The 22,450-nt window shown below is 44.4% G+C and carries 29 protein-coding genes; all 29 read right to left on the reverse strand.

What is annotated here, in order from left to right:
* Nucleotides 1-1,380 (reverse strand): phage tail protein, encoded by a 1,380-nt coding sequence (locus MAHAU_RS00285; RefSeq protein WP_013779715.1) that lies wholly within the window; start codon nt 1,378-1,380, stop codon nt 1-3.
* Nucleotides 1,380-2,321 carry a hypothetical protein gene (locus MAHAU_RS00290; RefSeq protein ID WP_013779716.1) on the reverse strand — a complete coding sequence of 314 codons (942 nt, stop codon included), beginning with the start codon at nt 2,319-2,321 and terminating at the stop codon, nt 1,380-1,382. The genes MAHAU_RS00285 and MAHAU_RS00290 overlap by 1 nt, the downstream gene beginning before the upstream one ends.
* Entirely contained in the window at nt 2,321-3,142 is an 822-nt protein-coding gene (locus tag MAHAU_RS00295; protein WP_013779717.1) for a phage tail domain-containing protein, read from the reverse strand. The genes MAHAU_RS00290 and MAHAU_RS00295 overlap by 1 nt, the downstream gene beginning before the upstream one ends.
* Nucleotides 3,139-5,802 carry a phage tail tape measure protein gene (locus tag MAHAU_RS00300; protein WP_013779718.1) on the reverse strand — a complete coding sequence of 888 codons (2,664 nt, stop codon included), beginning with the start codon at nt 5,800-5,802 and terminating at the stop codon, nt 3,139-3,141. The genes MAHAU_RS00295 and MAHAU_RS00300 overlap by 4 nt, the downstream gene beginning before the upstream one ends.
* A 202-nt stretch (nt 5,803-6,004) precedes the next feature.
* The gene (locus tag MAHAU_RS00305) at nt 6,005-6,376 is read right to left on the reverse strand and encodes a hypothetical protein (protein ID WP_013779719.1); all 372 of its coding nucleotides are present in this window, start codon (nt 6,374-6,376) and stop codon (nt 6,005-6,007) included.
* A gap of 8 nt (nt 6,377-6,384) precedes the next feature.
* Complete coding sequence (locus tag MAHAU_RS00310; RefSeq protein WP_013779720.1) at nt 6,385-6,987, reverse strand: hypothetical protein; 603 nt, start codon at nt 6,985-6,987, stop codon at nt 6,385-6,387.
* Nucleotides 6,968-7,135: a hypothetical protein gene (locus MAHAU_RS15645; protein WP_171804948.1), complete on the reverse strand. Its 168-nt coding sequence runs from the start codon at nt 7,133-7,135 to the stop codon at nt 6,968-6,970. The genes MAHAU_RS00310 and MAHAU_RS15645 overlap by 20 nt, the downstream gene beginning before the upstream one ends.
* Nucleotides 7,136-7,139: 4 nt before the next feature.
* Nucleotides 7,140-7,526: a hypothetical protein gene (locus MAHAU_RS00315; RefSeq protein ID WP_013779722.1), complete on the reverse strand. Its 387-nt coding sequence runs from the start codon at nt 7,524-7,526 to the stop codon at nt 7,140-7,142.
* Complete coding sequence (locus tag MAHAU_RS00320) at nt 7,523-7,855, reverse strand: hypothetical protein (RefSeq protein WP_013779723.1); 333 nt, start codon at nt 7,853-7,855, stop codon at nt 7,523-7,525. The genes MAHAU_RS00315 and MAHAU_RS00320 overlap by 4 nt, the downstream gene beginning before the upstream one ends.
* On the reverse strand, nt 7,855-8,232 hold the full coding sequence (locus MAHAU_RS00325; protein WP_041643721.1) for a hypothetical protein: 378 nt from the start codon (nt 8,230-8,232) through the stop codon (nt 7,855-7,857). The genes MAHAU_RS00320 and MAHAU_RS00325 overlap by 1 nt, the downstream gene beginning before the upstream one ends.
* On the reverse strand, nt 8,219-8,590 hold the full coding sequence (locus tag MAHAU_RS00330; RefSeq protein WP_013779725.1) for a hypothetical protein: 372 nt from the start codon (nt 8,588-8,590) through the stop codon (nt 8,219-8,221). The genes MAHAU_RS00325 and MAHAU_RS00330 overlap by 14 nt, the downstream gene beginning before the upstream one ends.
* Nucleotides 8,591-8,610: 20 nt before the next feature.
* Nucleotides 8,611-9,663, reverse strand: coding sequence for a hypothetical protein (locus tag MAHAU_RS00335; RefSeq protein WP_013779726.1), 1,053 nt, complete (start codon nt 9,661-9,663; stop codon nt 8,611-8,613).
* 15 nt (nt 9,664-9,678) lie between these two features.
* Nucleotides 9,679-10,017, reverse strand: coding sequence for a DUF2190 family protein (locus tag MAHAU_RS00340; protein ID WP_013779727.1), 339 nt, complete (start codon nt 10,015-10,017; stop codon nt 9,679-9,681).
* Nucleotides 10,018-10,030: 13 nt separating this feature from the next.
* The gene (locus MAHAU_RS00345) at nt 10,031-11,485 is read right to left on the reverse strand and encodes a hypothetical protein (protein ID WP_245543924.1); all 1,455 of its coding nucleotides are present in this window, start codon (nt 11,483-11,485) and stop codon (nt 10,031-10,033) included.
* Between the two features lie 56 nt (nt 11,486-11,541).
* Entirely contained in the window at nt 11,542-11,697 is a 156-nt protein-coding gene (locus tag MAHAU_RS15495; RefSeq protein WP_171804949.1) for a hypothetical protein, read from the reverse strand.
* Nucleotides 11,681-11,986, reverse strand: a complete 306-nt coding sequence (locus MAHAU_RS00350; RefSeq protein WP_013779730.1) for a hypothetical protein — start codon at nt 11,984-11,986, stop codon at nt 11,681-11,683. The genes MAHAU_RS15495 and MAHAU_RS00350 overlap by 17 nt, the downstream gene beginning before the upstream one ends.
* Nucleotides 11,955-12,179, reverse strand: a complete 225-nt coding sequence (locus MAHAU_RS00355) for a hypothetical protein (RefSeq protein ID WP_013779731.1) — start codon at nt 12,177-12,179, stop codon at nt 11,955-11,957. The genes MAHAU_RS00350 and MAHAU_RS00355 overlap by 32 nt, the downstream gene beginning before the upstream one ends.
* Before the next feature lies 1 nt (nt 12,180).
* A complete protein-coding gene (locus tag MAHAU_RS14765; protein WP_013779732.1) occupies nt 12,181-13,983 on the reverse strand; it encodes a structural protein in 1,803 nt (600 codons plus the stop codon).
* The gene (locus MAHAU_RS00365) at nt 13,964-15,442 is read right to left on the reverse strand and encodes a phage portal protein (RefSeq protein WP_013779733.1); all 1,479 of its coding nucleotides are present in this window, start codon (nt 15,440-15,442) and stop codon (nt 13,964-13,966) included. The genes MAHAU_RS14765 and MAHAU_RS00365 overlap by 20 nt, the downstream gene beginning before the upstream one ends.
* Complete coding sequence (locus MAHAU_RS00370; RefSeq protein ID WP_013779734.1) at nt 15,435-16,895, reverse strand: hypothetical protein; 1,461 nt, start codon at nt 16,893-16,895, stop codon at nt 15,435-15,437. The genes MAHAU_RS00365 and MAHAU_RS00370 overlap by 8 nt, the downstream gene beginning before the upstream one ends.
* A complete protein-coding gene (locus tag MAHAU_RS00375) occupies nt 16,888-17,403 on the reverse strand; it encodes a hypothetical protein (protein WP_013779735.1) in 516 nt (171 codons plus the stop codon). Before MAHAU_RS00375 ends, MAHAU_RS00370 begins: the two co-directional genes overlap by 8 nt.
* Nucleotides 17,404-17,989: 586 nt before the next feature.
* Nucleotides 17,990-18,988 carry a hypothetical protein gene (locus tag MAHAU_RS00385; protein WP_013779737.1) on the reverse strand — a complete coding sequence of 333 codons (999 nt, stop codon included), beginning with the start codon at nt 18,986-18,988 and terminating at the stop codon, nt 17,990-17,992.
* 198 nt (nt 18,989-19,186) lie between these two features.
* The gene (locus MAHAU_RS00390) at nt 19,187-19,606 is read right to left on the reverse strand and encodes a sigma factor-like helix-turn-helix DNA-binding protein (RefSeq protein ID WP_013779738.1); all 420 of its coding nucleotides are present in this window, start codon (nt 19,604-19,606) and stop codon (nt 19,187-19,189) included.
* 4 nt (nt 19,607-19,610) lie between these two features.
* Nucleotides 19,611-19,787 (reverse strand): hypothetical protein, encoded by a 177-nt coding sequence (locus MAHAU_RS15650; RefSeq protein ID WP_013779739.1) that lies wholly within the window; start codon nt 19,785-19,787, stop codon nt 19,611-19,613.
* The gene (locus MAHAU_RS00395) at nt 19,774-20,319 is read right to left on the reverse strand and encodes a Holliday junction resolvase RecU (RefSeq protein WP_013779740.1); all 546 of its coding nucleotides are present in this window, start codon (nt 20,317-20,319) and stop codon (nt 19,774-19,776) included. Before MAHAU_RS00395 ends, MAHAU_RS15650 begins: the two co-directional genes overlap by 14 nt.
* Entirely contained in the window at nt 20,316-20,570 is a 255-nt protein-coding gene (locus MAHAU_RS00400) for a hypothetical protein (RefSeq protein ID WP_013779741.1), read from the reverse strand. Before MAHAU_RS00400 ends, MAHAU_RS00395 begins: the two co-directional genes overlap by 4 nt.
* Nucleotides 20,539-20,763: a hypothetical protein gene (locus tag MAHAU_RS00405; protein WP_013779742.1), complete on the reverse strand. Its 225-nt coding sequence runs from the start codon at nt 20,761-20,763 to the stop codon at nt 20,539-20,541. Before MAHAU_RS00405 ends, MAHAU_RS00400 begins: the two co-directional genes overlap by 32 nt.
* A 5-nt stretch (nt 20,764-20,768) precedes the next feature.
* Nucleotides 20,769-21,290, reverse strand: coding sequence for a replicative helicase loader/inhibitor (locus MAHAU_RS00410; RefSeq protein WP_013779743.1), 522 nt, complete (start codon nt 21,288-21,290; stop codon nt 20,769-20,771).
* 6 nt (nt 21,291-21,296) lie between these two features.
* A complete protein-coding gene (locus MAHAU_RS15815; protein ID WP_013779744.1) occupies nt 21,297-22,376 on the reverse strand; it encodes a hypothetical protein in 1,080 nt (359 codons plus the stop codon).
* Between the last annotated feature and the right edge of the window lie 74 nt (nt 22,377-22,450).

Here is a 22,450-nt window from a genome sequence, read left to right on the forward strand (position 1 = left end):
TTAACCCACCTCTATAAATTGAGTTTCTGTCGTGCCATCCTCGTATTCTATTATAATCTCAAAGCCTATGCGGCCGCTCGGGCCCATGCTTATATTGTCAAGCTCAACCTGCGCCGATATGGTATAAGCTTCTCTGTTTGCGACTGAAACAGTCTGCGACAATGATTTCTCTACTCCCATCTGGCCAGTAGCTACAAATGCCGCTTTCCCCGATACACCCGCCGTGTTATCGACCGTCCAACCCTGGTTTATCCAGTAGTTGAAGCCATCATCGGCCCGGCTGTTGAACAGCAGGTTGAACATAACAACGTCTTCCATCGCCTGCTGAACCGCATCGGTGACCGCTGCCACGCTGGTTCCGCCACCTCCCGTATCAACCATCTGGTCTGCTAACGTCTTAAGCGCTGTATCGAGCTGTACCGTTGAATTAAAAGGCTCAAGCACATCTATACTCCGTTGAGCTACTCTCATGCGCTGATTAAGCCCTAATTCTTCGTCATAGACTATTACTATGTCGCCCAAATCCGGTATATCATCAAGCAGCGCAACGCTCACTTCATAGCTGATAGTTGGCCATGATGCTTTAGCCAGTTTATCCTCAGCCCATTGTTTCAAATGGCTCGGATTGGTAAACCGTTCATCTTGCACTGTGGCAGCTTTAAGTAACCTCGGCTTTCCAACCGTGTCAAACCAACTGTAATCCTCTATATACTCCTTGCCATTGTTGACTGATGCTATTGTTAAACCGCTTGCCCCATACGGATATATACGGGTTACAATATCCCTGGTATCCATTATCCGCCGCACTTCACTTATATTCTTTTTATACGCAAATAATATGCCCCGCTCCTCGCCCACCTGCTCAAGCAAATTAACCTTTTTGTTTATACTATCGAATTGCAGCTCCCCACCATAAACTAATGGCACCTGTCTCAATGCTTCAAGCGGCGATACCGGATCACCTATTGCAAAATTCCTCGGTATGCTTATCTCCACAGTTCCAACGGTCCAGTTGGTATTTTTCAATATCTTGTCTATCACTGGTCTAGCACCAACGTTAGTCATGGATAAGTTGCTCACCGGCTCCGGGTCTGCCAAGTCATACCATGTTGCTTCTGCTGTCACCTTGGTTGTGAGCTGGCCGTCCTGCGACCTAGTATCCTCTAATACCCGAACTGAAAACTCCCGTCCCATACAACGAATATGAACCTCATTATCCAAATATCCTCTCTTTCTATCATCCATCGGCAAACTAAATTCAATTGTTTCCTGACCGTTTGTATCGGTTATGAGCTGATCTGTCATCTTAGCATCAAACGCCTTATCCAAAACAGCAACTGGGTTGCCATTGTTATCTACAACGATTGGATAGTTCCTCATTATTCTTCCATCCCCATCGCCGTTATACCTATATCAACGCCTGCATTACACGCTAACCCAAGTGCTGTATCTACCGACGACAATAAACCTTGCCCGAAATCAAACTCATGTACCGATTGCGCTGGCAATGTTATATCTGACGAAATACCCGTAGTACCATTACGCAACCATACCCTCACTGGTGCTGTAGCATGATTGCTTATAATTAATTTCATTAACCGCGCTCTTTTACCACTAGCTGGTGTCCAAAATGGAGTAGTGGCACCAGCCGATGTGCTTATATCCTTCTTTATCACCATGACAGGCTCTCTCTTGCGCTGCCATTGGCTACCGTTATAAAATAAATCAAAAGCCGCAACTGCCAGTGGCGCATATTTGCTGCTTTCCGGCGTACTCTGATATGGCGATGTTATGGCGTCGCTGTTCGGACTTACACACACTGGATGCCAGCCTGTTATATCTTTGATGTAGACTTTGAAGCTTGGATCGCTGTCTGCGTCAGCCGCACCTCCAAGTTCTACGTTTATTTTTCCGTCACTTGTAAGTGAAACTGGAAGTAATGTATAGAAGCCAACCTGCACACCTGTGAGATTAGCAGCCACGGTCGCCTTTGCATTGTCCGTGTATAGTTTTATGCTCCCAGCAGTTCCATCTACAATGCCGATGTATAATGCAGCGCCGCCCGATGTCTTGGCTGTTATATCCTTATCGTCAAGTATTCGTTCCCTCGGCACTCCGTTACCGTCCACACGCCAGTCATGGCTTATGTCTATTATGGGTTTATGCTGCGTCAGAAATATGCCGTTGGCATCCGTGTTGCCAGTTTCTGATACCTGCACAGCACCCCATAGGATTATGTCCTGAGCGTCCGCGCTGTCTTGATAGCCCACCACTGGCACGTTGTTTATACTGGAATCACGGCGTATAGTAAAACCTGGCATTATAACCACCTCTCTCTGAATTGGAATACGACCTTTGCGCCCACACCACTGTCATCATGTTCTGTTATGATGTTCTCTCCGGCCTGCAATTGTGGGAATTCTCCTTCCCAATACTGCATGGCATTCTGGCCGTTCATAGTAACCGTAAAATTGCCCGTATCTATGATGACCTCATCGCCCTCTTCTATTTCGCCTTTGTACTTGACTGTCTGACCGTTTATGCTTATCGCCACTCCCGTAACCGATGCGCCACCAGTAGTTCCGGAGTTCGTCGTTCCAAGGCCTGTGGCCGGCTGTGTGGCTATGGTGTTTGCCGGCACATATATCTTTAGAATAACTGGACATTCTATCCCGCCATTATTTACAATAATGGTACTGCCTCCATGTAGTGCATCCCATTCCTCTATATACCAGTCAGCTTTATATACAAATGGATCTGCCATCTTAAAGGTTATAGAGAATTTACCTATATTCTTTATGGCATTATACATCATGTCTATTTCTGCGCCCTCTGAAACTTTTACGTATCGTACCAAACTTGGCTCATCCTCAAATATTAATTCACGATACCCAACCAGCGGGCTTATATAATTGGCAAATTCCCGTATTTTTGAATATACCGTTGATACATTACGCTCCACAACGCCTAAGTCAAGCGTTATTGTGTTTGTCCCAAACTCTGTTCCAGCGTCATATATTCCATGTTTCCCTGGGATGGTTATCTCGTTTTCTCGTAAATTAGGCAAGGAACGTATTGACCTGTCCAGCAGATAAATGCCAAAGTCAGCACAGCTTTTGCCGTCTATCTTAAAGTCCGTCATATGCTTTTCCTCCCCATCGCCCGCATAACTTTCATGTTCTGGTTATACATGGCCTGTGAAAGCTTATCAATATCTTGGTCATTGCGCACAGACATATTTTCGATATATAAAAGCGGCGCATTTTGCTGGTTTGTTACCGTGGCAGCTTTTACCGCAGCAGGTGCAGCAATATTAGGCTGCAATACCATGGCTAATTTTTCCTGAAGCGCTGGTATGCTTTCATCTATGCCCTGCTGCAACATCTTCATGAGATTCGGCATCCATTCATCGGCATATCTGCCTGGCCCCTCTTTTGCCGGGCTGTGGAACCCGAGAAAGCGGGCTATGGTTCCTGCAACGTCTTTTGCCACATCCGCAACTTTGCCTATCATACTTTTTATACCGCCGATTATATTATTGATAAGATTCTTGCCCCAATTCCAAGCATCGCCTACTATATTGAGCACCTTGCCTTTAGCGGTGTTAAACGGTTCTACTACAGCGTTCCATATCTTGCTTGCCATGCCCTTTATCGTGTTCCATATGCTGTTCCAAATATTCGATATGCTTGTTTTTATGCCGTTTGCTGTATCCGTTACCTTTGTTTTAGCTGTGTTGAATATGCTTGTTATAGTGTTCTTTATGCCGTTCCATATGCGGCTAGCAGTATTCTTTATGCCGTTCCATATGTTAGACAAGAACGTAGTTATGCCGTTCCAAATATTTGTAGCAGTATTTTTTACAGTGTTAAACGCTGTAGTAAAGAAGTCTGAAACCGCTGTCCATATGGCCGTAGCTGTTTCTTTTATTCCGTTCCATAAATTTGTCAAGAGCTCTACTATAGAATTCCATATTTCTATAGCTGTCTCCTTTAACCAAGTGAACACATTGACAATGAAGTCCACCAGGTCTTGGAAATAATAATTGTGATTATACAGCCATTGAAAAGCGTTTATTATCAAATCGACAAACTCTTGAAACAATTGCGGAACTGTCTCTGTAACAAATGTTACCGGGGCCATAATAACCGCCTTTATCCCTTCCCATATGACAGTTGCTGTTTCTTTTAACCCGTTCCAAATACCGCTTAACGTTGTTGTTATGCCATTCCAAGCCGTAGAAAAGAACGTTGAAACGCCGTCCCATATCGTGCTAAAGAAGTTAACTATGCCGCCCCAAACGGAAGATGCAAATTCAGCTATGCTCTGCCATGTTTGTTTTAACCACGAAGATATCTTATCCCAGTTCTTGTAGATGAGAATCGCCGCTGTTACTATGCCTGCTATAGCTAGAACTGCTATCCCTATCGGGCCAGTCAGCGCGCTTAACACCACCTTAAAACCGCCTATTGCTCCTTTAGCCAGCCCGAATCCCTTCGATATCCCTTTTATACCTTTGCTGATAGCGCTAAAAGCTTCCATAAACTTGCCAACTGTTAATATAACCGGGCCTATTGCTGCTGCAAGGGCCAGCATCTTGAGTATCATATCTTGAGTTGCCGGAGATAAGTTGCTAAACCAATCTATCACCTTTGTTAGCCCGTCAACCAGCTTGTTAACGAACGGCAATAACTTCTCACCTATCGTTATAGCCAGCGTTTCAAGATTGGATTTCAGCGCCTCAATCTGTCCTTTTGTGCCTTGCATCTTGCTGCCTGCTACCTCTGCTGCCCCGCCGCTCTTGTTAACAGCTTCACTCATGTTATCCCACTTATTAGCGCCTTCTATCAGCACTATATTTGCAGCTCTTATTGCATCGCTGCCGAATATAGTTGCCAGCGTGGCATTGCGCTGCTGGTCAGTCATTCCTCCCAGCTTACTGCTGAACAGATCTACAAGCTCCGGCAACGGTTTAAGCTGTCCATTAGCGTCATATACGTTTAGCCCATATTGCTTCATAGTTTTAGCCGCTTTGTCAGTCGGGCTAATCAGCGACATAAACATCGACTTCAAGCTAGTGCCAGCATCGCTGCCTGTTACGCCTGCATTTGCCATAAGCGATATCGCAGTTGTGAAATCTTCAATGCTTTGCCCCGCCATATTTGCAACGCTTGCGCCAGCTTGGAGAGCATATGCCATATCTGTTATTTCGCCTGCACTTGCATTAGCGCTGTTTGCGAGCAAGTCAGCAACTGTTATAGCCTTATCTCCGCTCAATCCGAAAGCGTTCAGCGCTTGGCCGACTATTGTAGCTGCCTCTGCATTGTCTATCTGTGCTGCTGCAGATAGCTGCAGCGTGGCTTTTGCCGCTTTGAACGTATCATCTATCGAAAGACCTGCTTTAACGAGCTCTGTCATAGCTGCTGCTGCGTCTGTAGCAGATGTACCCGGTAGTGTTATGTCATTGCCTAGCTCTTTAGCAAGATCGCTCATACGCTTAAACTGCTCGCTTGTAGCCCCAGACACCGCCTTGAATGTGTTGCCCATGCTTTCGAAATCAGCCGCTGTCTTTACTGCCATGCCACCAGCCGCCACGAGCGGGGCGGTTACTGCTAACGACATCGTCTTGCCCGTCTTGGATAACGATTTACCCATGTTTTCAAACTTGCTGCTTACTGATTGTGTCTTTTTGTTTATATCGCTGTCAAGCTGCGCTATTTGAGCCTGCGCTTGCTTAATTCCGGCCGAAAGCTGGTCCAGCTTGACTGTTATATCAAAATATACATTGCCAAGGTCCGGCATATGCCCGCCCCCTCTCTACAATATGTTTTCTCCTACCCATTCAGCGTCTCTTTCTCCGTTTGCTTTTTTCTTTTCAAGCTCAACGAGATGAAGTGCCGCCGCCTCGTCTATCCAAAACCTGTGAATGCCTGTAAGCCCGGATAGATAACTTGACGGCGGCACACCCCAATATTTTGCTATTATGGCTAGCCGCTCAAACCCTTCACTCTTGCCGAAACGATGACAGCCTCTCCAAATCTCCCATAGCGTAATTGAATATTTGCAGTTTTTGGTCGAATGTCATCGGTGTTATGCTCACAAATTCACCGTATGTCGGTTGTACCATCGCCTCCTTCACTACCTCATCTAGAATGGGTACTATGTCTTTGATTTGCAGTTCAATGCCAGTGTCTGTTTTGCCTTTGTTGTCTATAACCGGGTTGCCTATGTTAAGCTCCAGCAAATATGGTGTCAAATCTACCATCTTTACCGCTATGGTTATTGTCTCGCCCGGCTTAAATCCCGATATTTCTATGATGTCTGGCTGTGCTAATTGTTTTAATTCTTCAAGAGAAATTGGCCTCTTATCGTTCATAATTCACCTCATTGCAGCTCTTGTGCTAGCGCTGTTACAAATTCTTTTTTATACACCCCGCCAGCGACCGACGGGTTTTCCTGCGCCCATATGTTTATTTCCGGTGTAGCCCACTCTGAATCGCTGTGAGTTACGTCGCCTACGACTCCTTTGCAATACGGGAAACTGTATTTAACAAAGCCCTCCAATACTGCATGTGAGTCAAAGCTCCTTACATATACCTCTGACTTGAACACTGGCTTATTTTGCTGCTCTTCTATTGTCGGCATCTCCCAGCCGATTATCTGCGGGTTCTCTGGGTCCGTAGTATCCTCTATCAATGTTCCGCCCATGATAAGCACTAGTGCTTGCGCATCGAACCGCGCGTCGGTTAGTGTAAGATTGACACCAACCACCGTATCGTCATCCTTTGCGTAGACCAGCAGCTTATCACCGCCGCGAAGCTCGCTTGTTTCGCCTTCGACAACTTCATTCTCAACGCCTATCTCCTGTGACGTCTTTATGCCATAGCTTACAGCATCTACCTTGTCAGTACCGTCAGCATTAATCGGCGTAATCACCATTCCTGCAACGCCGCGCAAATACCCTCTTTTAGTTTGTGTTGCCGCCATCGTTTATTACCTCTCTTTCTTTTTCTATATATCCAAGCTTCTTAACCGCTTTGATGACCTTTGCCGGGAGCTCCGGCACATCCTCTCCTGCCTTTAGCCTGTAATATTGATTGCCGTCTTTGATGATTATGTTTGTATTAGCCTTCATCCAGTCAGCTCCTTTCATTTAATACTCCAGCCGCAAAATATATCAGCCTGACTATTAACCCACGTTCATCTTCTGTATAATCTGCTCCGCCCGGCACCCATCTCGTATAATACTTATTGCCAGTGCTGTCTGCTATATATTTTTCATTTAGGGCAGCTATAACCTTTTGCTCCAATACGTCAAGTGTCTTAAAGCTTGTCGGCTCTCCGTATATGCGCACTTCTATGTTGTTTTCGCCAGCGAATGATATTGTTGTGCTTGCACGCTGCGACGCCATCTTGACGGTGACGTATGGGGCCCTGGCCTTGGCCGGTGCCATATATGCCTCGTATATTCGGCCTCCAAACTCCGGTATTGTTGCTAGCTGTCTGTTTATAGCTTCTCGTATCATTTCCACAAGTCCTCGAAATCTTTATATATTCGTTCGGCATTGGCCTCGCCTGTCGGCTTCAATATAGCATATTTCCCATCATGCGCAAGCTCTAGATATACGCCGTATTCCATTGTGTGTGCCAGCCGGATAGTTATTTCGTCTTTTTCTATAAGCGGTATGCCCTTGAGTCCTTGCCTTGCGTGTCCTGTTCTGTCGTGCCACGGAGCTTTCTCTTTCATCTCTGCCTCCAAAGTACCAGCCCAGTCCTGTCCTAATGCCAGAGACGCGGCTATTAGCCTATCGACATACGCCTCGATGTTTTTGTTTACCTTTTCAGAACCAGCCATTATAGCATCACCTCAGCTTCCGCATGGATTGCATATGCCTGATCATGCCACTTTCTATAAATCACGCCCACTACCTTGAATGTCTGACCATTGACTATAAACGTATCCTCAACATCGCTTCCTACCCTGATGTCAGCCTCCGGCGGCGCTATCAGTGTCCAAGAAGCACGCACCAGTCCACCCGCTTCATCGCGCACCATTTGTGGCTTTGCTGCAGAAGGGACGAGGCGGCCGCTAAACGGCGGTAATGTGATCTCTACCTTCTTGCGGCCACCATTCTCATCTTCGATATATTCAGTGCGATGTATGCTAATTTTGCTTGGGTTCTCTGCAATAAGATTATTCGTAGCGGCTATCATGGCATCAATAGCATCCATCGCTTTCACCACCCAGTACATCGGGCGGCTCAAAGGCCATCACACGCGACCTGCTCCCTGCCATTCGTGCATACACCGATGACATCTGCAAGCAGTGATCGCGATATGCTTCTAATGATACGAACTTATGCCGCTCGTCACCAGCACTATTCTCCTCTAGCCCACCTCTCTCGCTCATTGCCCTAGCTGCTTTCCTGAACCAAGCCTCCGAAGCAGCCGAATAGATATCCGCTGCTTCGGATAAAATATCATCCAATTCGACCTCAGTAAAACGAGTATCTGTATCGGTGCCTCCGTTTGGTATTATCTCATCGATATACAAGCGCAATTTACTGCGCAAATCGGCAGTCGGCGTCATTTACACACATCTCACTTTCGTTAAGCTGTCGGTAACGTTACTTCTTCAACAGCATCAGCCGGTGAAGCGTACACACCGCGCATAGCATAAGCCGCTATAGGTGCTCTGGTTAACCTTGTTATATCAGGTTGGCCATTTTCAACAACTAGATCTTGCTTTATAAGCTCTATGAAATACCGGCTCGGATCGATTAGATAAACTTTATCAGCCGGTACACCGTCATAGGTGTACGTTTTATCTCCAACCGTTACGCTCCAGCCATCATAGAATATCATAGTGGTTATTTGCCCTAATGCTGGATACTCAGTCCCGTTTATGACCATCCTGGACATAGCATCGGTTAAATCTACCTGGTTTGCAGAATGTGCAAGCAACACTGTAGGCTTCCGCACCGCATTCGTTGTTTTGTTTTTGTCCTGAGCAGCATGTTTTAGGCCATTTCTTATAGTGGCGCGCAATTTCTCTAAATAGCTCAGAGAAGCATCGGTTACCGCTGCGGTCTTGTTCTTAGCCGCATACGTGTAAGTGAATATCGGCGATAGGTGGATATGGTTCAGAAGTGCATTGTAAGCCTCGCCCAACGCCTGATTAAATTGATCCAACCGCCAAGTCTCATCAAACGCTTCCGTCTCGATGGTATAACCGTCAAATCCTGCCGCATACACAACTATAGGCACACCGTCACCGGTAACCATTACACGGCTGCCGAATTTAACCTCTTCTCCTTCAAGATGTTCCAGGAATACCGCTCTGGCCTGACTAAACTCCGCAATCGGTACCAGCCTAGGGAATCGTGGATTGCTCAGTCTGCGATATAGTGGCGTATAAAGCAGTGGCACCTGTTCACGACCAAAGTTTACATCTAAAGTAACCTTCTTTAGTATGTTCTCTACATCTTCAGGCGACGTCAGCATCTCACCAATAGGCTTATTAAGCTGCATAAGCTCCATCTCACCATTGACGATTTTTTTCTCAACAGTGCCCCGCCTGCCGTTATACTCATATTCCAATGTTTCGGTTATTGTCTGTTTCCTGCGTTCTTCCAACACACTTTTAGCATCTAATATACGCATAATCTATTACCTCCTTTATGCTTGTGGAGCTAATATAAACCATACAACGCCATTAGCATCGCTAGCCTGCGTTGCACGTCCTACTAACCGGTTAGCTCCTGCCCCGTCAGTATTTGTTAAAACTTTCTCTGTAGCATCAAAATACACAGCATCCCCTACTTTAAAAGTAACACCTGCGGCCACCTGATTAGTTTCATATTCGGCCTGTTCAATGTCCAACACGACCTGTTCACCGCCAGCTGCCGATTCCAGCGCCAGTCCAAATATGTTGTTTATTAAAACAAACTCCCCTTGAGCAACCGTTTCAGGCGACGTTGCTTTTATACTTTTGCCATTAGATACTTTTCTAGCCATTATTCATACCTCCTTATATCCTTGCTTTGACTATTGTCATACCGCTATCAGCGGATTTGTCGTTGATTACCGGACGTATCACATCCTGTTTGAATATACCAGTCATAGCCTGCTTTATGTCATCCTGAGTCAGCATCTCACCGACTGCCTTTTTGACCGTCTCCTCATCGGCATCATCCGGTACATTAAGCATCCTCTTGACCAATGGCCTTGCAGCTTCAACTGTTACCATTTCACCTATGACTTTATCGATTATGGCCTCTCTTCTGGCCTTTACCATTTGATCCTGAACTTCTCTAGCTTCTTTGACAGCCTTAATAAGATCATCGGTCTTGGCATCTTTAAGATTGAACATAGCTGCTATCTCACCGATAGCCTTGGTAGCAGCTTGCAAGCTCTCCCAAGCAACACTATCAACCTCATTTGCCATACTGTCTAACGACCAGCCCATCTCACCTGCTATTTGTCCTGGTGTAACACCTAATTCCTTTAACTTCGCTAAAGTCTCCTGTAAAGTCATTCTCGCACCTCCGCTTATTGTTATTGGCTCTGATATAAAATCCGCCATTTCCCCAATGGCCACAATAGACGTAGGCATCCCAGCCCTGTCTAAAGGCGTCCAATCAATGGACAGCAGCTGATAATCAACCACCTGTGTCTCTCCGGCAGCCTGCTGCAACGTGGGCATGCCATATATACTAACCTGCTTGACTCTGCCAGCTCTTATCCAACGCTTTAAATCCTTGGCCGCAGCATCTATAACACCGCGTATATATGCTTTCCCGTCTTTATACAAAGCGCCTACCCAATGTGTAACTGGTGTTGGGAAAGTATGATCTACATCCTCGGGCTTTTGATGTCCGAGAAAGCCAGTTGCCGTCTTTAGCGCTACTTCTCCAGCTATTTTTTGTATCACCTGCGGCGTATAATTCCACCCGCGTTTTGATTTGCCAGCTGGTATCTCGACCACGACTTCTAATGGGTCATCATCGCCGCTTTTCAAGGCCTCTAAGTTCGCCCCTGGCGCCAAGGGCACATCGTTGACAGCTATTTCACTTGATATAGTTGCGGCTATTTCAGCCATCTCACCCAGCGCATCTGGTATGGGCAGTTCAAGCTGCTCATAATGCCTGCGCAAATGCTGCTTGGCTTCGGCTATCTGCTCGGATGTCAAGTTCGGTTCAGTTCTAGCTCCAGCCAACGCCTGAGCTGCAGCAATAACACCCCCACGATTTAATACCAGTGTCCCGTCTTGCTGAATTTCGTGGTGCGGCCCCCAGCAATCTGCTTGCGTTAAGTCATCATTAATAGCCGCCTTTACCACAGCATACATTTCCCTTATTGCTTCCCTTGTGCCGGCCGCATCCTCATCAAGCCCTGCCTTAAGCCTCTGCCATATTGCTGATTTATCTACGTCGCTCCATGCTTTGTTTGATATTTTGGTATTGTCAATCTTAAACGGCATCATATCACCTCCTCAAAAATGGCATAAAAATACCGCCTCAACTTTTAAGTCTTGGCGGTTTAACCTTTGGTATCTGCGCTATTATCAGCTATTGGCTTTTCTCTTGATATTGCCGTAGGCCCTGGCGGCGATTTGCCATTAACATTGATTACACCCTGCCCAGCTATTCTTATTGGGCCAATAGGTGTAAACTTGCCATCATTGCCTTTCGCCACAAATGTCTTGCTCTGCGGTGAAAACACTAGAATCGGCATTGACCTCACCCCTTTCTTTTTCGCCCTCTATAATAAGCGTTAACTTAACTTCCGGCATCATGCCGTCCAATTCTGTCACAACACACTCTTTCACTCGCACCACTACCGGAAGCATATTAAGTGCCATACGTATAGCTGCAACATAATTCCCATCAGCCAAAGAAATAGGCGTCGGTCCTTCTGGTAGTTCATGTTCCTTATTAATTAACTCCATCCCCTTAGGTAAATCTTCCCACAACTTTTTTAACATCTTCTTCCCTTTCTTTTGCTCTCTCATATAGTTTATCTTCGCCCATTTCTCGCAATCTGTTAATAAGTTCTGCTCTGTATTGAAAAAGCTCTTCACTGACTAGATCAGTTTCTAAAAAAGTTAATATATCAGCTACTTTATCTCTATTCTCTTTGTGCTGTAGCAACTTATCAAGTTCGTATCCAAATAGCATTTTACTTCACCCCCAAACGATTCATGGCTATTATCAAGCTATCTTGAAAGCCTAACTCATTTATATCATAGTTTTCCCAACCATTCTCTATGCTGGTTCTAACGGCCGCCCGAAGGTCCGAGTCTTCCAAGCCTTGGTTATCCATTATAGCTTCTACAATACTATCCATGTTATCTTTTACATACTGCTCATACTGTTTTGCATATTGTGTTACATCTATAGGATACGTACTTATGGCTTTATTTATCTCTTCCCACCCTGCTTTTCTAGACGCACCAAAACGGTATTTCGCAAGCTGCTCGCCGAAATCAGCTATTGTTTCGCAATCTTTAAATTCCGGCATCTTTTTTAAGCTGGGTAATATCTGAATTAAGTATCCACTATATGCCGGCGTAATCTCCTCCGTATTTCCCGCTTCTTTAACCATATAGTGCGCTATCACTTCAGCAATCGTATCCTCAAGCTTATATGCCAATATCTTATTGTTATCAAAAATCATCTGCTCCTGTACTGTAAGCTGCACGCTGTCCATTCTAGCATGTATGGTTTCATGAAAGACCGTCTTGATTTGGTATCTATAAGGCCTTGGATCGTCGCTTTGTAGTATTAAATCTTGTGTATACCAAGTTCCATCTTGAATAGTGAAGGAGGTTAAGCCACGGTCCTTTATATGGTCAATTTTCACTGCATATTTAAACCCGCCCATATCCCGAAGGTATTCTGCCAAAGCTTTGCGGTCATCGAGTGGTGCATCTTTTATATTCCGCTTTATTGTACTAACCCATACATTTTCTCTCAATGCACTTGCAATGGCATCAGAGCTAGGAGGCCTTGAAATATATTTCGATGCAATATTATTATACCATTGTTCAAGTCCATTGTCACTAGCAGGATTTTGCGCCCAATTCCTCAGCCTTTCTACAAAAGCATCCGGCCTCTCGTGCTTTGGAAGCGCTACACATAAGCATTGCGGATGCGGTAGCGGTGGTTCGCTTCCTTTTGGCCAAAATCCGTCACCGTTATGACTAGCATAGTCGTCGCAAACATCCGGCAGCGGATGGCTACCTGATAGCATCCATATTATCCCCATGTAACTCGGTGACGACTGGTTGGCCAATATCGTTGCCTCGTGGTAAGCATGGCTCATCTCGGTCCTGGCCAACCGCATAGCTTCATAGCTGACATTGCTGGATACACCCAACCTGCGCCGTGTCTCTTTCTTCATTGCTGTCCATTTCCCCGGCTGCATATATTGCTGCACTTGCTTTGCCAGTTCTCGGCTGTCGAGGCCACGAGCCACAGCATCTTCAACCATTACTTTTAGATTATTGTTTACATGCTCACCAGTGCGCCATATACGGTCAGAAAGTTTCAAACCATCTTTGCCCGTTCGGGAAAGGACAGCAAGCACTGCCCTTTCGTTTATATCTGCGAATAACGATTTCACGCCTGCTCTATCATACTTGAACAAGTCCTGCATTATCATCTGTGCACCCAATGTTCCATCTTCAGTGGTTAGCCGGATCCCGTTATAAATAGCATCAAGAGTTTTCTCATTTATGGTCCTAGCTCTCTCTTCCAATGCCTTTTGCAAGCTGCTAAGGTGATTATACCGTAACGTTCCTGGCGCAACATTCTTTATATCGCTTGCTATATCTTCAGCAGCCCTTTTATAAACTTGCTGGATTTGCTCTACTGTCGCTGCATTATGCTCTAGAAACCGCTTTCTAGCATCAAGCAAGTATTCAGCATATTGTTCGCTGCCAGATAACTCCCAATCCTTCTTATTCCATACTGTCGGCATTGCTCAATTCTTCTCCTGTTTGCTGCCCTTCCTCAAAGCCCTGTCCATCTTCGACTCTGCGTCTGAATATCATGGATTTTGCCACTCGGCGGCGTTCATCGTCATCCGCATCCGGATCGGCCCATGGCAACATGCTGGGCACGAACTCGCGTAGAAACTCGGCTGCTGCATCTATGGACATCAAGCCAGATTCAATAGCTGTCGACAAACCGTCCACTAATGTTTTTATTGTGTTGGCCACAGCGCTGTCATCTTTCGGACTTATTTCCTCCCAGCCGATATCCACATCGTAAGTGTCAAGCTTCATATTCTGAACTTTACTCCACATAGCCAGGTACATACTGGCCAATTCGCTGTAATATTCTTCAAACATGCCGCGTTTGCGCCGTATCTTCCTGGCCAATGGCACCATCTGCTCCGACACAGATGCTTTCGATGATGCCACAGCCGTGCCGAATGCGAATTCGGGCGTCTCACTAACGTCAACGATGCAATAGAATATAAACTCCAGCAAAGTGGTTATACCTGTCAGGCCACTGTCAGCCGTGATGAAATCCGCATCGTCTCCATCCTGCATGAGAAATATTTCTTTATCGGCAAATTTCAGCTTGCCCGCATCTATTTCTTCCTTGCTGAAGTTGTCCTCAAGAAATTTCTCAACATCTTTAAGCTTAAACTTGGCTTTTGGACGGCTAAACAGTTTTGAGCCCTGAGCAGCAAAAAGCATCGTATCATGGTACACTTTCATGAATGGTTCAATCGGCTCCAAGTCACTGTTGCCATAAAGCTGCGTTTCCTCGGCCTCATTCTTAAAATGCACAACCGGTATAAATCCCCAGGGATTAGGCTCGGTTCCGTTTTTCATTAGCAGTTCTGCCGGCGCCCTGCTGTCATATTCAATCGTCCTGGCTGTACCCGTCAATGTTTCTGTTACCGTATAATCATTTATTGTTCTGCCTTGGGCATCCGTAACCGTAACAGGATATCGTATAATAAGCTGCTGGTATGAACCGGTTAGTGGATCCAGTATTGGCGTAACCCATTCTGGCGGTATTAGGCGCAAATCAAATACTTGTTGTCGTGAATTAAACTTAGCTGGTACCCTATCTATACGCACAAAAACATCTCCATCGCGAAGCACGTTTCGGTTTATACGCAACAGCTTTCCTGCCCATTTCGACATCACACTCTCCAACTCATTATCTGCTTCTGGATCAGCATGCGTAAAATGCGGAACACCCATAAACCCCGCTGTAGTGTTTATAATAGGCCTAGCGAAACCAGCACCTAATTTATAACGGTCATCTGCGTTGTTATATAATGCTCGCGCTAACTTATAGTCAACCCTGCTGCTGTCCAGCTTATACGGCACCATATAAGCATAAAAATACGGCACCCAATTACGCAGTGCCGATATCTCGCCGGTAGCTTTTTTGAATATATTGAATATATTAGGCATACAACGATGCCCCCTTTAAAAGTTTTTTTACAGTATCTGATATTGGCTGACCACTGGCTTTCGCAAATGCTAAAACTACTGCATCTGCCCTGTCCGGTGATCTTCCTAATCGTTTCTTCATATCTTCTTTTGATTCCACTTGAATGCGTCCGCGGGAATCAATCTTATATTTAACTCCAGATAAGTCGGCCAAAAGTTCATCGTCTGGCGGCAATGCTATCGGTTCAGGGTTGAGCCTTTGATTTGGATCTAGCAGCTCCCTCATATTCCACCATAGCTCACTGCGCAGGTTAGCAAACTTTTCAGTGTCAGTTGCAGCCTCAGCTACGTTTATGCCTATAACAGGATGACCCTGTTCTTTCAAACGGTCAACAACACCAGCACCTACACCGATAACATCCACCTTAGTTTTGCTTGCTCCAATTTTTCGATGTACCATTATTATACAGCCAACAGTCTCCATAGTATCCTGTTTGGCGTAAACATTAAGTGGCAATACTTTCTGGCCACGCCTAGCAGCGATGACAGTTTTATCGCTACCGAATCTAGCTACGTCTACCCCAATTTCAATTGGCTCACCTTCTGGTGTATCTTCCCACCTAGCCATAGCTGCCTCTATCCATGCTAACGGTATAAGTGTATCCTCCCCCTCACTTGGAAATTGGCCTAAAACGCGAGCCTGATAAGCCGGCGAATTCGGCCCCCATCGTCGGTATTTATCGGCCACCCACGCCGGCGTGATTAACTTTGGATTTGGCAATGAATTAGTTATTTTACTTTCCCAAGTTTTGTTAATTATGTCATCTTCGGTAATCCCAAATGCCGTAAAGTTGGGCGTAGTAAAAGCCGAGATAGATATATTTTCCCAGCCCGGCGTACGGAATGCATTGTAAAACGTACCGCCAACCGAAGTTGGATTGCCCAAAAGCAAAAGGCGTGCATGTTCGCTTGTTAATACGCCTTCAATGGCTTCAAATATTTCCTCCGGCACTCCAGCGGCTTCATCTACCACTACCAGGATATTTTCCTCATGGAAACCCTGGAAACGGTCCGGTTCATTAGTGCTTAAGCCCACAGCATACCACTCATCCTGTATGATCTGAATCTCAGGCCGCTTCGGTAAAAGATTACCGCCAAGTGGTACCTTGGACCTGCGGTAGCTAGCTCTAACCTCTTTCCAAATCAGCTTTTCTACCTGACGCCATGTCGGTGCTGTTGAGAGTACTATACTAGGGTAAAATGAATATAAGAACCAAAGAATCACCTGGCCGGCAATGAAACTCTTCCCTGCACCGTGGCAACTCCGAACAGCCGTTCTTGGATTATCTCTTACTGCTGAAATAATATCAATTTGTTTCTTCCAAGGCCTAGTCCCTAGAATTTCAATTACAAACCAAACGGGATCGTTTTGCATTTTCTGAGCTAATTGCCTAACCTGGACCTTATCAATCATAAGGATCACTGGCCGCTATCATCAAATCTACCAAGGACTGCACAGCATCAGCCTTCTTACTTTCTGGATCATCCCCCAGTATTTCCTGCTTCTGCTTAATGGCCTGGCGCATTTCGCTTTGCAGTTTCTCGCGTAATTGTACTAGCGCCATCGGTGGGTTTTTGCGTTGCTTTATCAAATCTTTAAGCCAAGCTGTAGTTGCCTGGCTTAATTCGAAATTGTCAGCAATAGTATCATCCAGTATTTCGATATCGGACAATCGCCTTTCTACAGCTTTTTGAAACCGCTGTTGGCTTTTTTGATACTGCTCCTTAGCTTCAGTCTTAATGTCAAAATGCTCATTAAGGTGCTGCCAAATTGATTTATAGCTTATATCTTCGTCACACTCTTCTTTAAGCCTGGAAGAGATCGCTCTCGGGCTCAATCCTTTTTCTTTAGCCCACTTTTCTATCTCGACCCGGTGCTGGCTGTTACATACCTTGCACCGGGAAGAATATCCAGCCGACATCCGGGCCACCTCCTTGTTACTGTTACTCTCGTTACCGTTACGGTTGTTACGGTAACACCCAATAAAAAAGAGCCTTTCGGCTCTCCAAAGATCTATTCTCTAGCTATTTCTCATACGCTTTATAATTGAAAATAAACGTAAAATTGATTTAACAAAAAATATCGTCCCTATTATTAAGCCTATTTGTTCAATATATAGAAATACATTTTTGTATTGTCCCAAAATGCTCATAATTATAAATATTGACGCCATCATTGATAGTACATGCATCATAATTCCAATATAGATTCCATTGAAATAATCATCTAAATATCCATTCTTATCTAGCCTTTCGATTCTCGGCTTATCTAAAGCACTTGATAATATCCCCAATCCGGTAAATAAAAACCCTGCTAATATTGAATTAATAGTCAATATATTAAAATGATCATTGTTCTCTAAATCGTAATGTATATTAATACAATTATAGTAAAATCCTATAATTAAAAGCAATATTAATACTACCATCGTTATTATATTGAATCTATTTCGCCTTAAATAATTTTTCTTAATAGGTAAACTCATAGTATTCAACTCCTAACTAATATCAGTCTCTACAATATCTTATTATATCGTCACGGTTTTCGTAATATAACCTAAACAATGTTTCTTCAATTTCTTTCCTGCGTTTTTCTCCTTCATCAGCTTTATATGTAAATTGTACGCTTTTTGTAAACATTTTATCTATAATATCATATTCCTGAATATGTTCATTACTATTTTTTGCTTTAAATTTAAGTCTTCTTGTTTTGCCTACTCTTCCTCCAATTAAACAATTGACAATATCACGAATATAATTTTTATTCTTAAATAAATTTTTATTCCTACCATCCGCAGAAATAGAAACTGTAATCTTCATATTTTTTTCATCTCTTAACTTATCAAAAAGTGACTCACTAAGTCCAATAGCATCAACATTCAAAATTTCATCTGACGGCAATGTAGTCGTTACTTCAAAAGAATTTACTATATCTTTGTGAACAAGTATTTCAATCATATCTTCAGCCGTCACTGGAACTACCTCTGCTCTTAAATTAATACTGTTATAGTATCTTTTAACCATATCCTCTATTTTTTTAATACTTGGAGCTGCTTGAGCGCCAAGATATACAATTATAGAGGTATCAAAAAATAAATAAAAATATGTATAAATTTCAATATCTTGATCTGGATCCTTTTCTATATCCTCTGGTTCAAAAGTATAGCGATTTCTCTTTTGTACATTAGTTATATCTTTTTTCTTACCTATTCTTCCAAATATATATTCAGCATCCATAATATCGCACTGTGTTAAATTAACATTATCAAAATTTTTACACTTGTTAAAATTTAGAATTTCAGTTAAAATCCAATCAGGTGCATCTTCGATAGGAATACATTTGTTCCTATTTAGTGTCATCGTAGAGTTATTTAAAATAATGCCCTTGAATAGCTTCTCCGCCTCCTGATTAGATTTATAATTCCTTGTATATTTGTCTTGAGACGTTTCTTCTTTTACTAATTGTTCTTCAAACAACCGTAATTTATAAAAATAAACTACAGACATATAAATTCCTCCCTGTTTTATTTCTATCTATATATATATTCGACAAAATGTCATAAAATCCTGCAAAAATCATAATGGCGCCGCCCAAGGGAGCAAGGGCGGCCAACGTAAAGGAGGAATCTATTATGGTGCGTCTAAATATAAATGTCCTTACGTAAATTATAGCACAAAGCCGTCAAAAAATGTGGCCAAAACACGTCAAAAATCCGTCAATTTTACGTCAAAAACACGCCAAAATTCCGTCACCTCATCTTCATGCAAGCCGCTTAAATGCTGGCCTACAACGGATCGTATCTCATTCACTCTTCTTTCAACAGTTTTCGTGCTCATAAATAGCCTCGATGCGATCTCTTTATATGACATATAAGCACGGTATTTCATCCGGTATATTTTCTTACAGCGCTTTGGCAAGGCTTTTATACCGCGCTCTGTTGCATCGATTATCATACCTAAAACAGCACGGTCTATCGCTACTTTTTCTGTTTTGCTGGAATAACCGCCTGATTGGCGGACCAATACCACTATCGATGATGAACCTTCCGCCTCTAAATTCTCATATTGGGCTTTAATCTCAGGTAAATTATATAATAGCTTGTCAATTGCCCAAAAGGGTATCATTTAATCACCACCCTGTTTGTCTCAAACGCCGGTTAATGCGTTTCCATTTTGGATGCCGCATAAGGCTTATTGCCTGCTTAAATGTTATACAAATACCGGCTGGCCTTCGCCATTTATAAAGTTGCTTAAGCTCTTCTATGACATCCGGCTGCATATAGCTCACGTATTCATATACAGTCACTTTTTTGCCTCCTATCCATGGGCCACAAATTATCTACTGTTTCAAGATAATTGAGCGCTATCTCTTTACTGTTTTTTGTTTCCCATTCCGGCTTCATATCTATAGCCGTTATTGAAGCCGGGCCTTCTTTTTTGTGCCAAAGCTGCATACGCTCTTGCCAGAACTGCCACGGCACGACATAAAACCGTTCAAAGTTAAACCACACGAATATAAATCCTATGCCTCCGCTCTTCTCCCATTCTTGGAGGAACAACGCCTGATGCGGTTCTACTCTATCCCATCGTATGCGCTCTCCTGAACATTGCTTTGCATCAAACGCAATCGGGTAGCCGCGATAGACTCCGAGGAAATCTACCGCGGCTTTTTCTTCCACCTTGGCGCTTACAATGCGGCCAGTATTATCCCGTATTGGCAACCATGCCGTTGGCACCTTGTGTATCACAGCTATGCCCCGCGCCCTATACTGCTGATTAGCCAGAATAATCAGCTCCTCCAATGCTCTACCTCGGTTAGCCTGCCTTACTGCCTTCATCGGTTCATTACCTGCACTTCACCAAGCATGACATCGGTATATTTAAAACACTCATACACCTTACCGAGCCTTACTCTGAAATGATGTTCGTATTTCGCCACTACCTTGCCTTGTCTATACTGAATATTCTCTACATTCCTCCCTGCCCACGTTGGCTTAAACTTAACAGTCATCCCGCAACAGACAGATTTGACAGCTTCGTTATAATCTTTTTTACTCCTAGATATTGCGATTTCTTCTTGTGACTTCATGTTCAAATCCCCCTCTCGCACAAGCTCTTGCTTCGTTGTACCAGCTATCGCATATATCCATCAACTGCTTGATAATCCTGTCTTTCTCCTGCGATTCCAACAGCAACTGCGCGCATTTAAGCAGCAACCGGTCATGGTCCAACTTCAGCCGATCTATATAATCCAGTAAGTTCCCATGATAATCGTCCATCATCACTTTCAGCCCTCCTCTATCGCTTTGGTTTCGGCCAATGCCGCAATCTGTGCCCTCAAACTGTCCGGCAGCAGCCTTTCTCTTTGGATTGCTGCTGTTTTGCGCTCATATAGCTTTAGAAATTGGCCACGTATAACATTCAAGTTGTCACTCAGGCATATTTCCTCCCAACCCATAGCTTTTATGACCGCAGCCACATCAGGAGCCATACTGTCCAATGCCTCCTGAGGCCTATATATGCCATACATACGTATCGCTCTTACCACTTGGCCCCAGGCATCGTTAGCATCGACTCTCTTGTCCGGCGGCGTCAGCAGCTCAACCGTGAGCCTGCGTATATCGGCTATGCTCGGCGGGAACGGGTTTTCAAGTATATGCCTTTGCACCGCTGCCTGCACAGCCTGATACGGCAGATCTCCGAGCATTGAATACCACACGTTAAGCGTTATACCGCTGTTGTCAATCCCAAACTTCGGGTATGCAGCAGCGATCACTGCCAATATCCTGGCCATCTCTTTCACGTCCATGTAACCCTACACCTCCCATAAACCGCCTGCAATGGACTCGCCTGCATCCGTCTTTTTTACAAGCTGCAATGCGTTTTGCAGGTTTTGTGGCAGTTTACCTGCCTCTTTGTTGCCGTATGTGCCCTCCAAGACCTTAACCATGTTGTTGTACACGATCAGCCAGTCAAAGTTGCACCCCGTCCATTTGCCTGAACGGCCAGATAAAAAGTCACTTTCCTCAGCCTGCCGGAATGTCTGTTCAAAGAGCGTGATGTCCCCATCGAGCTCCTTCCAGCTGGCCCGTATATGCTTACGCCGTTTTTCCGTGATGGTTTTTATACGCGGTAACGATACGCAAATGCTGTTATATAAATCCGCTATTTGCTGGTACGGTACTGGTTGGAGTGACGGCGGCGGACCGGCTCCAGCCGGTTGACACATTCTCTCCTGTTCATGTTCTTGTTCTTGTTCCTGTTCCTGTTTTCTGTTCTCTGTTCCTGTTCTCTGTTCCCCGGGTGGGTCTTGACACGGTGTCGACACCCTCTCGACACCCTCTCTTGAGAGTGCCGGCACTGTCTTGAGCAGATGTCCTGTGTCATCTGGAATAGGCTTTTGAGCATCTGATGAAGCTGACTGCACCGTGTCAACAGCGTGTTTTGGCTCTGCTGCATCCAGGCTATAAGCAATATGATTCATAGCCATTTCAAACATGTCTGCATACTCGCTCGCATGTTGCTCTATGCACTGCGCAAATTCTTCAATAAGAGGGCTTGCTGGTACATCGTCTAAAAGCTTAGCCGCTCCTTTTGCCTGACTCTCATTCTGAATAGGGTTATATTTTAAGAAATTCTTGATAAGTACCACATTGGCCTTATCGTCGTACCTTATCATGCTGGCAACCGTTAACTCATCGAGAGCGCTTATAACGTCTTTTTTATCCCATCCAAGGTCACAGGCAGCATAGGCCACAGGGAGCCTGTAATACCCTATCATGTTCCCGTGCGGCGATGTCAGAACATATAAGAACATCAACTTAGCGGTATCGCTTAAACTTGTGTATTTGCCGTCAAACCAAATCTGGCTGTAAATTTGACTGTATCTGTTCACTTCATAGCCTCCTTAACCAACCAAAGCTCTTATAATTTGGGCTATCATATATGCAACGGTAAACCACAGAACAG

The sequence above is a fragment of the Mahella australiensis 50-1 BON genome, from assembly GCF_000213255.1.
In the GTDB taxonomy this organism is placed as follows: Bacteria; Bacillota; Clostridia; order Mahellales; family Mahellaceae; genus Mahella; species Mahella australiensis.